This is a genomic window from Sneathiella sp. (assembly GCF_047631475.1).
Taxonomy (GTDB): Bacteria; Pseudomonadota; Alphaproteobacteria; order Sneathiellales; family Sneathiellaceae; genus Sneathiella.
Window position 1 is genome coordinate 22,287 of the sequence record NZ_JBLHZT010000026.1, and the last position, 14,043, is coordinate 36,329.

Here is a 14,043-nt window from a genome sequence, read left to right on the forward strand (position 1 = left end):
CTCACTTAATCATTAGGCAGAAAAAAGACCTCTCCTGCCGTTACCATTCTTTGTGATCCATCTTCTAACTGAAGCACAAGTGCCCCCGCCGTATCAAGATCAATAAATGTTCCATTAAAAGTTTCATTGGGCAAGCGGACGGTTATTTTCTTCTTCATCCCGGAGGCATATTGAAGCCATTCCCGGCGTATAGGCTCGAAACCATCCTTTTGCCAAACACGATAAAGATCCAAAAAATGAGCCGCATACAGTTCTAAAACCTGCTCAACAGAACAATCGCTTCCCTGTTTTTCGAATGATGTCGCGGGCAATCCGTCAGTATGCTCGGGAAAAAAAGCAATATTAACGCCTGTTCCAACGACCAGCCATTCAAGATTACCGTCAGACGCGCTTTTGCTTTCAAGGAGGATCCCCGCCACCTTGTGACGATCAATCAATAGATCATTTGGCCATTTTAAGGAAAGATCCGCATGATCTGGCAGGACGTCTTTCGCCGACCGGTATAATGCCAACGCAATAAGAAAGGAAAGTTTAGCACCTTCCTGAACCGAACAATTTGGTCGAAGCATCAAGGAGCAATAGAGATTACCTTCCGGGCTGCTCCAACCTCGGCCTCTGCGACCGACACCCTGATTTTGAGAACGCGCCCAAACCAGTTGGCCTTCAACGGCCCCTTTATCAGCAAGTGCCCGCGCTTCTTCATTTGTACTGCCTATACTGTCAAAGGCATGAAGGGTAAAAAAGGGCGGCAGATTAACCGGTCGGCCGCCCTGATCTTTGATCACTGAAACAGGGCTCCAGCGGCTGAAGCTGCGCCCGCCAGCAATGGAGCGGGATACACAAAGAACAGCATCGTGAAGACGCCAGACGCCCCCATAATAACAGCCAATGTTTTGGTGAGAGGTTCAAAGCCTTCTGCTTCATCATCAAAATACATGATTTTAACGATACGGATATAATAGAAAGCACCCACGACCGACGCCAACAAGCCGATAATAGCAAGAGCATACAGGCCAGCATTAATAGCCGCTACGAACACATAGAATTTACCGAAGAACCCGGCCAACGGCGGAATGCCCGCCAGACTAAACATAAAGATCATCAACAAAAAGGCCATCATCGGGCGGGATTTACCCAGACCAGCCAACTGCGAGATGTCTTCCACCATGCCGTCTTTCTGACGCATGGACAGAATAATGGCAAACGTTCCGATATTCATCACAACGTAGATGGTCAGATAGATAAGCACGCCTTTAACACCTTCTTCGGTGCCAGCTGCAAGACCAACGAGCGCATATCCGATATGACCGATTGATGAATAAGCCATCAGGCGTTTGATATTCTTTTGGTTGATAGCCGCAAACGCGCCAAGAACCATGGAAAGAATAGAAACGAACACAATAATCTGCTGCCACTGATCGACCATGTCACCAAATGGTGTCAGGAACGCCCGCATAAACAATGCCATACCGGCCACCTTCGGCGCGGCTGCAAAGAAAGCCGTTACAGGAGTTGGAACCCCTTCGTAAACATCCGGTGTCCACATGTGAAAAGGAACCGCAGAAACCTTGAAACACAGTCCTGCTACCAGGAAGACCAAGCCAATCAACAAGCCGATATTTGGACCGTCATGCCCTTCAGTTATTGACTGAGCAATCAGATCAAAATTTGTTGTCCCGGTGAAGCCGTAAATCAAAGAACAGCCATAAAGCAGCATTCCTGATGAAAGCGCACCCAATACAAAATATTTCAGACCCGCTTCTGTTGAACGCAAGCTGTCTCTTCTGAAGGCCGCTGTCACGTATAGCGACAGGCTCATCAACTCAATACCCAGATAAAGGGACATCAGGTCATTGGCCGAGATCATCAGCAACATACCCAGTGCCGCGATAACGATCAGTACCGGGAATTCAAACCGGTCAATCCGCTCCCGCGCATTGAAATCCATGCTCATGATGATCGCCAATGCCGACGCACCAAGCGCAAGAACCTTCATGAAAGAACCGAAAACGTCGACCTGAAACAGACCATTAAAAGTTACGGCTGAATTGCCATTGCCCAATAGCACCAGAACGGCTGCTATAATCAGGGAAATCGTTGCCATCCAGGAAACAGGCTTTGTTGCCCCCTTCCCTTTATACACACCGAACATCAACAAGGCCATTGAGGCCAAGGCCAGAAAGATTTCCGGAAGCGCGATTGAAAAGTCATGCAAATCCATTGTCAAATCCTACCTATTTAGCCGCTTGAACGGCTGTTTTGGCGGCATCTAGCGCCAGTTGATGCTGTTCCATGAGGTTCGTCACAGAAGCATGCATGATATTAAGAAACGGTTCCGGGTAAACGCCGATCCACATTGCGACAACAATCAAGGGTGCGAAAATCAGAAGTTCGCGTTTATTGACGTCCAGAATGTTTTTCAGGTCTTCTTTAACCAACTCACCAAAAACAACCCGGCGATACAGGTACAGGCTGTAAGCTGCGCCCAGAATAACACCGGTGGTCGCGAAGAAAGCAGTCCATGTGCTGACTTGATAGGTTCCGACCAGAATAAGAAACTCGCCAACGAAGCCACTTGTTCCGGGAAGACCAATCGTTGCCATCGTAAAGATCATGAAGATCACAGCATATTTCGGCATCCGATGGACAAGTCCGCCATAGCGGGAGATTTCGCGGGTATGAATACGATCGTAGATCACCCCCACACACAGGAACAGAGCGCCAGAGACAATACCGTGGCTGATCATCTGCAGTATGCCGCCTTCAAGCCCCTGTTGGGTGAAAGTAAAAATACCGATTGTGATGAAACCCATATGCGCGACAGAGGAATAAGCAATCAGCTTCTTCATGTCTTTCTGCACCAATGCCACCAAGGACGTGTAAATAATAGCCACCACACTCAGGGCGAAAACCATTGGGGCAAAATAATCGGATGCTTCAGGGAACATCGGAATTGAGAACCGCAAAAAGCCGTACCCACCCATTTTCAGCAAAACACCTGCCAGGATCACAGAACCTGCCGTTGGGGCCTGAACGTGTGCATCTGGCAACCAAGTGTGAACTGGCCACATCGGCACTTTCACCGCAAAGGATGCGAAGAATGCAAGCCACAACCAAGTCTGCAATTCGCTAGCAAACTGAGTTTCCATCAGAACCTGAATATCCGTTGTACCAGCGATCTGATACATGGCGATCATCGCAGCCAGCATCAAAACCGACCCGACCAACGTGTACAGGAAGAATTTGAAACTTGCATAAACCCGGTTCGCACCGCCCCAGATACCAATGATCAGGAACATGGGGATCAAACCGGCTTCAAAGAACAGGTAGAACAGCACCATATCCAACGCACAGAACACACCGATCATCAGTGTTTCCATGATCAGAAACGCAATCATATATTCGCGAACCCGAACCGTAATGGCATCCCAGCTGGCGAGAATACAAAGGGGCATCAGGAAGGTTGTCAGGATGATGAACAGCATCGAAATACCGTCAACGCCCATCCGATACCGAATGGTTTCACCGAGCCAAGCCGCATCTTCTACGAGCTGGAAACCCGCTTGAGAAGGGTCAAAGTAAACCCAGATCAAAAGAGAAACAGCAAAAGTCGCAACGGTTGTCCAAAGGGCAACATGCCGCGCATTCCGGTTGGCATCTTCTTTTTTACCGCCGGTAAGCAGGATCATTAACGCTCCTGCTAACGGAAAGAAGGTCACAAATGAGAGTATATTCCAATCAGCCATGACTTAGTGTCCACCTGCGAGGAAAAAGAAGGAAACGAACGCTGCAACACCGATCAGCATTGCAAATGCATAATGGTAAACATATCCGCTTTGAAGAACCGATGCCCGCTTGGCAAGGTCAACGACACGGGCCGCAACACCATTTGGTCCCAGTCCGTCGATAATTCTACCATCACCGAAGGTCCAGAATTTATTGCCGAGCCAACGGGCGGTTTTGACAAACAAGACATCATAAAGTTCATCAAAATACCATTTGTTGAGAAGGAACTGGTACAGGGCAGAATGGGTTTTTGCCAACTGAACCGGAATGTCTGTACGGCGAATATACATATTGAACGCCACCAGCAAGCCTAGGAAACCTGCGATAATCGGCAGAGCAATCACCCAGGTTGGAGGGTGATGGAAGTCTGTCATTACAGTATTGGTTTGAGCGATAAAGATCGCATCTCCCCAGAATTCCTTATATCCGTCGCCAACCATCGGGCCATAGAAGAAGAAACCTGCAAACAAAGCACCAATTGCCAACACATAGAGCGGAAACAGCATGACAAACGGGCTTTCATGCACATGTGACATAACTTCTTTATCAGCCCGTGGCTCACCATGGAACGTAAGAAACGCCAGACGCCAAGAATAGAAAGCAGTCAAAACCGCAGCCGCCACACCACACCAGAAAGCATATTCACCAACACCTGTTCCAGCAGCATACGCGGCCTCAATGACCGCATCTTTGGAATAGAAACCTGACAGGAACGGAAACCCGGTCAAAGCAAGAGTACCGATCAGCATCATGGCATAGGTGATCTTGATGTGTTTTCCAAGGCCACCCATTTTCCGCATATCCTGTTCATCAGACACGGCATGAATAACCGAACCGGACCCTAAGAAGAGCAACGCTTTAAAGAAAGCGTGAGTGAACAGATGGAAAATGGCAATCGGATAAGCACCAACGCCAATGGCAAAGAACATATAGCCAAGCTGTGAACAGGTTGAATAGGCAATCACCCGTTTGATGTCATTTTGAACCAGACCAACGGTTGCTGCAAACAACGCTGTCGACGCACCGACAACGGTCACAACTTCAAGCGCGATTGGTGCAAATTCAAAGATCGGCGAGCAACGCGCAACCATGAAGACACCGGCCGTCACCATCGTCGCCGCATGGATCAGCGCAGACACGGGGGTCGGGCCTTCCATCGCGTCTGGCAACCAGGTGTGCAGACCAAGCTGGGCTGATTTACCCATCGCACCCAGGAATAACAGCAAACAGATTGTCGTCAGAACATCAACGTCATAGCCAAGGAAACCGAAGGTTTGGCCAACCATATCCGGCGCTGCCGCAAATACAGTATCAAAACTGATGGATCCGAAAGCCAGATAAATGCCCATGATACCAAGGGCAAAGCCGAAGTCACCAACGCGGTTCACAACAAACGCCTTGATAGAGGCCGCATTGGCTGATGGTTTTTTATACCAGAAACCGATCAGCAGATAACTCGCCAAGCCAACGCCTTCCCAGCCAAAATACATCTGCAGAAAGTTGTCAGAGGTGACCAGCATCAACATGGCAAACGTAAACAGTGACAAATACGCCATGAAACGTTGTCTGTGCGGATCGTGGCTCATATAGCCCACGGAGTAAATGTGAACCAGAGCGGAAACCGTATTAACAACAACCAGCATCACTGCTGTCAGGCTGTCAATGCGCAGGACCCAGGACACGTCAAACGTGCCCGAAGAAATCCATGTGAAGAGCTGAACCGTCTGCGGATCACTTCCAAAAGCCACCTGAATAAGGGCGACCCAAGACAGGATGGCACTAATGGCAACAGCACCGCAGGTAACGATCTGACTTCCCTTTACGCCAATCTGACGGCCAAAAAAGCCTGCCAGAATTGCTGCGATCAGAGGAAGGAATACAATGAGGACGTACATCATTTTCTCTAGCCTTAGCCTTTCATGTGATGGATGTCCTCAACCGCAATTGATCCACGGTTTCGGAAGTAAACGACAAGAATGGCAAGACCGATCGCAGCTTCACCCGCCGCAACAGTCAGGATAAAGAGGGTAAATACCTGACCCACCATATCGCCAAGGAAAGAAGAGAACGCAACCAGATTGATATTCACCGCCAGCAGCATCAATTCGATCGACATCAGAATAACAATTACGTTCTTTTTATTCAGGAAGATCCCGAAAATACCAAGTGTAAGCAATATCGCTGACACAGTAAGGTAATGGGCAAGTCCGATTTCCATCTCGCTCTCCTAAATGCCTTGGCCGGGTTCGACTTTACGAACCGCCATTGACTCTTCTGGCCGACGATAAACCTGATCGGCAATCACCTGTTTCTTAACACCTTCACGTTGACGGTGTGTCAAAACGATCGCCCCGATCATTGCAACAAGCAGGATCATGCCCGCAGCCTGAAACAGGTAGGCATAATCTGTATAGAGCAGCGACCCCAGTTGCTCGGTATTGGTCAGGTTGCTATCCGCTGTCACCTTCGCAGTCGCAAGCTCGATGGCTTCAGGTGACAAGGACCAGCTGCCAACAACAAGAAGCAGTTCTACAAGCAGGATAAGCCCGATCAATGCACCAATTGGAAGATACTGAAGAAAGCCCTGCCGAAGTTCAGAGAAGTTGATATCCAACATCATCACAACAAACAGGAACAGGACAGCAACGGCACCCACATAGACGACCACAAGGATCATCGCCAGGAATTCCGCGCCAAGCAGAACAAACAGGCCTGCTGAATTAAAGAAAGCCAATATCAGGAACAGTACCGAATGAACCGGGTTTTTTGACGCAATCACCATAAAGGCGGCAGCAACTGTCAATATGGCAAAAAGATAGAAAGCAAGAGTAGCGATTATCATTACTTCCCCCCCCCTGTTGATGAAGACAACATTTTGATCACTGGAGACACAGCGTTCATCCTACCTTATCTGTATGGTGTGTCGGCGTTCAGGTTTTGAGCGAGCTCTTGCTCCCACCGATCACCGTTGGCAAGTAGTTTTGCCTTGTCATAGAAAAGTTCTTCGCGTGTTTCGGTCGCAAATTCGAAATTTGGACCTTCCACAATGGCATCGACCGGACAGGCTTCCTGACAGAAGCCGCAATAAATGCACTTCGTCATATCAATGTCATACCGTGTCGTCCGGCGACTGCCGTCCTCGCGCGGTTCAGCATCAATCGTAATCGCCAGTGCAGGACAGGCCGCTTCGCATAATTTACAGGCAATGCAACGCTCTTCCCCATTGGCGTAACGGCGCAATGCATGTTCGCCCCGGAAACGCGGGCTCAACGGCCCTTTTTCATAAGGATAGTTGATGGTCGCTTTTGTCCGAAACATATACCGAAACGTCATGGCAAACCCGGAGACAATTTCCCCAAGAAGCAGACTACGCGCCTGTTTATCTATAAAGCCCATTATGACAAGCCTTTACCGTTAAATTTTCTTTTCCAGCGTCTGTTCAATAACAACAGACACCTTCTCATTCATTCTATCGCTGTCCTTTGGTGCTTTATCAAACGCCACAAGGAAACCTGCTGTCGCAACAACCCAGAACAGGGATAGTGGCAGGAACACTTTCCAACCCAAACGCATCAACTGGTCATATCTGTAACGAGGCAACGCAGCCCGCGCCCAGATAAAGACAAACAACAGGAACGCAACTTTCAAACCGAACCAGACAACCCCTGGAATCCAATTGAACGGCACAATATCCACGATCGGCAACCAGCCGCCCATGAACAGAACAACACAGATACCGCACATCAGGATCATGTTCACATATTCACCCAGGAAAAATAAAGCGAACGCCATGGATGAATATTCTGTTTGATACCCTGCCACCAATTCGGCTTCCGCTTCCGGAAGGTCAAATGGATGCCGGTTTGTTTCCGCCAGAATTGAAATGAAGAACACGATGAACATTGGGAATAGCGGCACAAAGAACCAACTGAACAGTCCGAAATCGCCCTTCTGAGCTAAAACAATGTCCGTAAGGTTCAGCGAACCCACACACAGCAGCACAGTAACAATGACAAAACCGATGGAGACTTCATACGATACCATCTGAGCCGCAGAGCGCAGGGCCCCAAGGAAAGGATATCGGGAGTTTGACGCCCAACCGGAAATGATAATGCCATAAACACCGAGAGAAGAGATCGCAAACAGATACAGCACACCAACATTGATGTCGGACAAAACCATGCCTTCATCAAACGGGATGACCGCCCATGCAATCAAGGACAGGAAAAACGTAATCATTGGGGCCATCAGGAACAAAACCTTGTTCGCGCCGGATGGAATGACGGTTTCCTTGAAGAAAAGTTTGGCGCCGTCTGCAAAAGGCTGCAACAGACCAAAAAGGCCAACAACGTTCGGTCCGCGGCGCAATTGCATGCCCGCCATGACTTTGCGTTCGTACAAAGTCAGGTAAGCCATCGCAACGAGCATCGGCACAACAATCAGCAGGATCTTACCGATGATGATCAATGTCGGTAAAAGATATGTATCCCAGAACTCAACCATTGGTGCCGGTCCCCTCTTCGCTGTCTGCCGCAAAAGCAGCACTACATTCGGCCATGATACCACTGGCCCGTGAAATGGAATTGGTCAGGTAGTTGTCTTTGATTGGATTGACAAACGCCGTATCGTCCACGTTACCGGCTGTCCCAAAATCGCCCCATTCAGCTTTTGAAACTTCATCAATCTCTGCAAAATGAGGAGCCGCTTCAACCATCTTACCCCTTAATTCAGCAAGGGAATTGTAGGGTAGTGTTTTACCGGCTTCTTCAGACAACGCCCGAAGGATCGTCCAGTCTTCCCGCGCATCGCCAGGAGGGTAAACCGCCCGGTTACCAAGTTGCGGCCGACCTTCTGTATTCACCCAAAGGGCATCTTTTTCAGTGTAGGCAGCGCCTGGCAGGATCACGTCAGCCACATGGGCTCCCGCATCACCGTGGCTTCCCTGATATACCACGAAGGCTTTTTCAAGCTTTGAGGTTTCAATTTCGTCGGCACCCAGCAGGTAAACGACTTCGAGGTCTCCGCTCGCTGCTGCATCCAGTATTTCGGCCACTGATTTACCGCCTTCACCCGGTGTTAATCCAAGATCAAGACCTGCAACACGGGCTGCGGCTGTATGAAGAACGTTAAATCCGTTCCAATCATCAGAAATGAGACCGAAATCATCCGCTACTTTTTTAGCCAACGCCAAAACCGCCGAGCCGTCTGCTCTGTTCAGCGCGCCCTGACCCAAGATAATCATCGGCCGCTCGGCTTTTTTCAGAACCTCTGAAAACGAATGTTTGCCATCAGCAACTTCCTGCAACGTAGACGCACCGGCTCCCAGATACTCGTGATTGTAAGTGAGGTCCGCCTGCTCTCCGATCAAAGCGATAGGGAAGTTTCCTTTTTTCCACCGCTTGCGGATGCGGGCATTCAGAAGCGCCGCTTCAACCCGTGGGTTTGAGCCGACGATCAACAGAGCATCTGCCTCTTCAATTCCAGCAATTGTTGTATTGAAAAGATAAGAGGACCGGTTTGACGGGTCCAGAGCGGCGCCATCCTGACGACAGTCAATATTTTTGACGTCAAAGGCATCCATCAGATCTTTAAGCGCTTTCATGCTTTCTGCACAAGCTAGATCTCCCGCAATGGCACCGACTTTTGACGCCTCTGTCGCATTCAGCTTCTCAGCAACGACGGACAATGCTTCGGACCAGCCAACAGCTTGTAATTTGCCGTCCTTACGAACATAAGGCGTATCAAGACGCTGACGTTTCAAACCATCATATGAAAAACGGGAGCGGTCAGAGAGCCATTCTTCGTTCACATCTTCGTTCAGACGCGGAAGAACACGCATTACTTCCTGACCTTTGGAGTCAATCCGGATATTGGCACCGACGGCATCGAGAACGTCAATGCTTTCCGTTTTGCGAAGTTCCCAAGGCCGGGCGGTAAACGCATAGGGTTTAGACGTCAGTGCGCCGACGGGGCAAAGATCAATGATGTTCCCGGACAGTTCTGAATTCAAAGCCTGTTCAAGATACGTAACAATTTCAGTATTTTCACCGCGGTTCAAGGCGCCCAGATCATCAACACCGGCAACTTCCGTTGCAAAACGAACGCAGCGCGTACAGTGAATACAGCGGGTCATGGTGGTTTTCACCAATGGTCCCATATTCTTTTCTTTAACAGCACGCTTGTGTTCCAGATACCGGCTGTTGCCAGAACCATACGCCATGGACTGATCCTGAAGATCACATTCACCACCCTGATCACAAATCGGGCAATCCAGCGGGTGATTGATCAGCAAGAATTCCATCGCGCCTTCGCGACCGTTCTTCACCTTTTCTGTATTGGTGTGAATGACCATACCATCGCCGGCAGGCATCGCACAGGAAGCCACCAGTTTCGGGGCTTTCTCCATTTCGACAAGGCACATGCGGCAGTTACCGGCAATCGATAACCGCTCGTGATAACAGAAGCGTGGAATTTCTGCGCCTGCTTCTTCGCAAGCCTGCAGAATTGTCGCTCCGTTCTCGACTGTGACTTCTACACCATCAACTGTAAGTGTCGGCATGTTTCGCTCCTTAAGTAGCGTGCCAATCAGGCCGCTTTCACGGCTTTCTTGTTTTTGATTCGCTCTTCCACCAAGGGGCGGAAATGACGGATCAGACCCTGAATTGGCCATGCAGCCGCGTCACCAAGGGCGCAGATTGTATGACCTTCGATACGTTTCGAAACATCGATCAACATATCGATTTCTTCAATTTCCGCATCTCCGGACACGAGACGCTGCATCATGCGCCACATCCAACCGGTACCTTCCCGGCAAGGCGTGCACTGACCACAGCTTTCATGCTTGTAGAAATGCGACAGGCGTTCGATTGCCCGGATAACGTCCGTAGATTTATCCATCACAATAACGGCTGCGGTTCCAAGACCACTTTGCACTTCGCGCAAGCTATCAAAGTCCATCAGCACATCATCGCAGATGCTTTTAGGCAGAAGAGGAACGGAAGAGCCGCCCGGAATGATTGCCAGCAGATTATCCCATCCACCGCGCACGCCACCGGCATGCTTTTCAATCAGTTCACGAAGAGGAATACCCATCTCTTCTTCAACATTACAAGGGTTGTTCACGTGCCCGGAAATACAGAACAGTTTTGTTCCAGTATTATTCGGGCGGCCAAGACCGGCAAACCAGTCAGCGCCGCGACGCAGAATTTCAGGACCAACGGCAATGCTTTCCACATTATTCACTGTGGATGGACAACCCCAGGCACCAACATTCGCTGGAAAAGGAGGTTTCAGGCGTGGCTGGCCTTTATTGCCTTCAAGGCTTTCAATCAGGGCTGTTTCTTCGCCGCAGATATACGCACCGGCCCCACGATGAACATAAATGTCAAAATCGTATCCGCTGCCGCAGGCGTTTTTACCGATCAGGCCGTCTGCATAGGCTTCCTGAATGGCTTCGTTCAGATGAATGGCTTCATTGACGAACTCGCCCCGAATATAGATGTAGGCAGCCACTGCCCGCATGGAGAAACCAGCGACCAGACACCCTTCGAGCAACCGATGTGGATCAAAACGCATGATTTCCCGGTCCTTACAGGTACCAGGTTCAGACTCATCCGCATTAACGATCAGATAATTCGGACGACCATCTGATTCTTTGGGCATGAAAGACCATTTCAGGCCGGTCGGGAAACCCGCACCACCGCGGCCCCGAAGACCACTGGCTTTCACCTGTTCAATGATTTCATCCTGCCCCATTTCCATGAGTTTCTTGGTGTTGTCCCAAACACCTCTGGCTTTCGCACCGGCGAGACGCCAGTCATGCTGTCCATAAAGGTTGGTAAAAATACGATCCTGGTCTTTAAGCATCAGGCGTCTCCCGCTTTTTCAAGCAACGTCGTAGGACCGCCCACTGGGGCAGAATTGATCCGATCAATCTGCGGTCCGTGATCGGGCACGTCGCCTTTAGCAAGTTTATCAAGCAGAGTTTCGAAATTCTCGGCGTTCAAATCTTCGTAGAAGTCATCGTTTACCTGAATGACCGGCGCATTAACACATGCCCCCAGACATTCCACTTCCAGAAGCGTGAATTTTCCGTCTTCTGTCGTTTCTCCGTTTCCAATACCGAGCTTGTCTTTACAAACCTTCTCAAGATTATCGGATCCGCGAAGCCAGCATGGGGTTGTCCGGCAAAGCTGCAGGAAGAACTTACCAACAGGTTTCAGGTTATACATGGTGTAGAAGGACGCAACCTCCAGAACACGCATATACGGAACATCCAGATACTGACCGACATATTCAATCGCTTCTTTTGACAGCCAATTTTCATTTTGACGTTGCGCCAGATCCAAAAGCGGCATGACAGCACTTTGCTGCCGACCTTCTGGATATTTTGCGATAAAGACATTGGCCTTTTCAATATTCTCTGGCGTAAACTCAAACGCCTTGCCAGTTTTAATGACCTGACTCATCGATCCACCTCGCCAAATACAATATCCAAACTACCCAGAATAGCTGACGCATCGGCCAGCATATGCCCCCGTGTGAGGAAGTCCATGCCCTGCAGATGGGCAAATCCTGGTGCCCTCACCTTGCAGCGATAAGGCTTGCTGCTGCCATCTGCGACCAGATACACACCAAGTTCGCCTTTCGGCGCCTCAATGGCCGTATAAGTCTCTCCAGCAGGCACCCGAACACCTTCGGTATAATGTTTAAAGTGATTGATCAAAGCTTCCATGGAGGTCTTCATATCGGACCGCCGCGGAGGAGCAATCTTCGGATCTTCACTCAAAACAGGTCCTTCAGGCATTTTATCCAGACACTGTTCCATAATTTTCAAAGACTGACGCATTTCTTCCAGACGCATCAGATAACGGTCATAACAGTCACCGTTCAGTCCCACTGGAATATCAAAGTCCAGCTCACCGTAAACGTCATACGGTGTCGCCTTACGAATATCCCAAGCCAGACCTGTTGACCGCAGCATGACGCCTGAAAAGCCCCAAGCCATGGCTTCTTCCTGGCTAACAACACCAATATCAACGTTCCGCTGTTTGAAAATCCGGTTTTCAGTCAGCAGTGTTTCAATATCGTTCAAAACCTTTGGGAAGCCTTCAATAAAGGTGCGAATATCATCGTCAAGACCTGCAGGCATGTCCTGATGAACGCCGCCAATCCGGAAATAGGCGCCATGCATCCGGGCGCCGCAAACACGCTCGTAGAATTCCATCAGCGTTTCGCGCTCAACAAACCCCCACAGCATCGGGGTTGTTGCCCCAACGTCCATGGCCTGTGCGCAAACATTCATCAGGTGATTCATCAAACGAGAAATTTCTGCATACAGAACACGAATGAACTGACCCCGGCGAGGCACTTCACATCCAAGCAAACGCTCGGCGGCCAAAACAAAAACATGTTCCTGCGCCATCGGTGCGGAATAATCCAGCCGATCAAAATACGGCATGGCCTGCATGTAGGTTTTGTTTTCGATTAGTTTCTCGGTACCGCGATGCAGAAGGCCGATATGCGGGTCAACCCGCTCAACGATCTCGCCATCCAGTTCCAGAACCATCCGCAAAACACCATGGGCGGCTGGATGCTGCGGACCAAAGTTCAACGTATAGTTTTTAATTTGCACTTCAGCCATTAGCCCTGCTCCGTCGCTTTTTCATCACCCGGAAGAACATATTCAGTTCCTTCCCACGGGCTCTGGAAGTCAAATTTACGGAATTCCTGAACCAAGGAGACAGGTTCATAAACAACGCGTTTTTCATCTTCGCTATACCGCACCTCAACATGTCCGGTAAGCGGGAAATCCTTGCGAAGGGGATGGCCTTCAAACCCGTAATCCGTCAGCATCCGTCGTAGATCCGGATGATCTGAGAACATGATGCCGTACATATCCCATGCTTCACGTTCAAACCAGTTGGCTGTCGGGAAAATCGGAACGACGGTCGGCACAGGCGTGCGCGCGTCCGTTTGAACTTTCACAGTAATCCGCTGGTTGTTGCTGAGGCTCAACAAATTGTAGACCACATCAAAACGCAGCGGGCGTTCAGGATAGTCGACGCCACAGACATCACACAAAACCTGAAACTTACATGTCGAATCATCACGAAGGAAAGCCAGCACTTTATCAATGACGTCAGCACGAACTTCGATAAAAAGTTCATTATGCGCGACTTCAGTCGATATCACCTCGGATGACAATTCACCTGCGATGTGGGCGCCAAGTTCCTTTAAAGCGTTTTCCATTTGTTT

General features: G+C 49.6%; 13 protein-coding genes. All 13 read right to left on the bottom strand.

Going from position 1 to position 14,043, the window contains the following annotated elements:
* Positions 1-5: 5 nt before the first annotated feature.
* Complete coding sequence (locus ACJAYR_RS11645) at positions 6-785, bottom strand: biotin--[acetyl-CoA-carboxylase] ligase (RefSeq protein ID WP_415236764.1); 780 nt, start codon at positions 783-785, stop codon at positions 6-8.
* A complete protein-coding gene (gene nuoN / locus ACJAYR_RS11650) occupies positions 782-2,227 on the bottom strand; it encodes an NADH-quinone oxidoreductase subunit NuoN (protein ID WP_415236765.1) in 1,446 nt (481 codons plus the stop codon). Before nuoN ends, ACJAYR_RS11645 begins: the two co-directional genes overlap by 4 nt.
* Before the next feature lie 7 nt (positions 2,228-2,234).
* A complete protein-coding gene (locus tag ACJAYR_RS11655; protein WP_169545609.1) occupies positions 2,235-3,746 on the bottom strand; it encodes an NADH-quinone oxidoreductase subunit M in 1,512 nt (503 codons plus the stop codon).
* A 3-nt stretch (positions 3,747-3,749) separates the two neighbouring features.
* Entirely contained in the window at positions 3,750-5,681 is a 1,932-nt protein-coding gene (gene nuoL / locus ACJAYR_RS11660) for an NADH-quinone oxidoreductase subunit L (RefSeq protein ID WP_415236781.1), read from the bottom strand.
* Between the two features lie 14 nt (positions 5,682-5,695).
* Positions 5,696-6,004, bottom strand: coding sequence for an NADH-quinone oxidoreductase subunit NuoK (nuoK, locus tag ACJAYR_RS11665; RefSeq protein WP_415236766.1), 309 nt, complete (start codon positions 6,002-6,004; stop codon positions 5,696-5,698).
* A 9-nt stretch (positions 6,005-6,013) separates the two neighbouring features.
* Entirely contained in the window at positions 6,014-6,628 is a 615-nt protein-coding gene (locus ACJAYR_RS11670) for an NADH-quinone oxidoreductase subunit J (RefSeq protein WP_169545611.1), read from the bottom strand.
* A gap of 65 nt (positions 6,629-6,693) precedes the next feature.
* Positions 6,694-7,182 carry an NADH-quinone oxidoreductase subunit NuoI gene (gene nuoI, locus ACJAYR_RS11675; protein ID WP_169545612.1) on the bottom strand — a complete coding sequence of 163 codons (489 nt, stop codon included), beginning with the start codon at positions 7,180-7,182 and terminating at the stop codon, positions 6,694-6,696.
* Between the two features lie 18 nt (positions 7,183-7,200).
* The gene (nuoH, locus tag ACJAYR_RS11680; RefSeq protein WP_415236767.1) at positions 7,201-8,289 is read right to left on the bottom strand and encodes an NADH-quinone oxidoreductase subunit NuoH; all 1,089 of its coding nucleotides are present in this window, start codon (positions 8,287-8,289) and stop codon (positions 7,201-7,203) included.
* The gene (gene nuoG, locus ACJAYR_RS11685; RefSeq protein ID WP_415236768.1) at positions 8,282-10,345 is read right to left on the bottom strand and encodes an NADH-quinone oxidoreductase subunit NuoG; all 2,064 of its coding nucleotides are present in this window, start codon (positions 10,343-10,345) and stop codon (positions 8,282-8,284) included. The genes nuoH and nuoG overlap by 8 nt, the downstream gene beginning before the upstream one ends.
* 26 nt (positions 10,346-10,371) lie before the next feature.
* Entirely contained in the window at positions 10,372-11,652 is a 1,281-nt protein-coding gene (nuoF, locus tag ACJAYR_RS11690; RefSeq protein ID WP_415236769.1) for an NADH-quinone oxidoreductase subunit NuoF, read from the bottom strand.
* Entirely contained in the window at positions 11,652-12,254 is a 603-nt protein-coding gene (gene nuoE, locus ACJAYR_RS11695; RefSeq protein ID WP_169545616.1) for an NADH-quinone oxidoreductase subunit NuoE, read from the bottom strand. The genes nuoF and nuoE overlap by 1 nt, the downstream gene beginning before the upstream one ends.
* A complete protein-coding gene (locus tag ACJAYR_RS11700) occupies positions 12,251-13,429 on the bottom strand; it encodes an NADH-quinone oxidoreductase subunit D (protein WP_415236770.1) in 1,179 nt (392 codons plus the stop codon). Before ACJAYR_RS11700 ends, nuoE begins: the two co-directional genes overlap by 4 nt.
* The gene (locus ACJAYR_RS11705; protein ID WP_415236771.1) at positions 13,429-14,037 is read right to left on the bottom strand and encodes an NADH-quinone oxidoreductase subunit C; all 609 of its coding nucleotides are present in this window, start codon (positions 14,035-14,037) and stop codon (positions 13,429-13,431) included. Before ACJAYR_RS11705 ends, ACJAYR_RS11700 begins: the two co-directional genes overlap by 1 nt.
* Positions 14,038-14,043: the final 6 nt, after the last annotated feature.

Bases quoted from the DNA above. Each gene is read 5' to 3' on its own strand.
- nuoI (WP_169545612.1), bottom strand. From the start codon at position 7,182: ATGGGCTTTATAGATAAACAGGCGCGTAGTCTGCTTCTTGGGGAAATT.
- ACJAYR_RS11705 (WP_415236771.1), bottom strand. From the start codon at position 14,037: ATGGAAAACGCTTTAAAGGAACTTGGCGCCCACATCGCAGGTGAATTG.
- nuoH (WP_415236767.1), bottom strand. From the start codon at position 8,289: ATGGTTGAGTTCTGGGATACATATCTTTTACCGACATTGATCATCATC.
- nuoL (WP_415236781.1), bottom strand. From the start codon at position 5,681: ATGTACGTCCTCATTGTATTCCTTCCTCTGATCGCAGCAATTCTGGCA.
- nuoF (WP_415236769.1), bottom strand. From the start codon at position 11,652: ATGCTTAAAGACCAGGATCGTATTTTTACCAACCTTTATGGACAGCAT.
- nuoK (WP_415236766.1), bottom strand. From the start codon at position 6,004: ATGGAAATCGGACTTGCCCATTACCTTACTGTGTCAGCGATATTGCTT.
- nuoE (WP_169545616.1), bottom strand. From the start codon at position 12,254: ATGAGTCAGGTCATTAAAACTGGCAAGGCGTTTGAGTTTACGCCAGAG.
- ACJAYR_RS11670 (WP_169545611.1), bottom strand. From the start codon at position 6,628: ATGATAATCGCTACTCTTGCTTTCTATCTTTTTGCCATATTGACAGTT.
- ACJAYR_RS11700 (WP_415236770.1), bottom strand. From the start codon at position 13,429: ATGGCTGAAGTGCAAATTAAAAACTATACGTTGAACTTTGGTCCGCAG.
- ACJAYR_RS11655 (WP_169545609.1), bottom strand. From the start codon at position 3,746: ATGGCTGATTGGAATATACTCTCATTTGTGACCTTCTTTCCGTTAGCA.
- nuoG (WP_415236768.1), bottom strand. From the start codon at position 10,345: ATGCCGACACTTACAGTTGATGGTGTAGAAGTCACAGTCGAGAACGGA.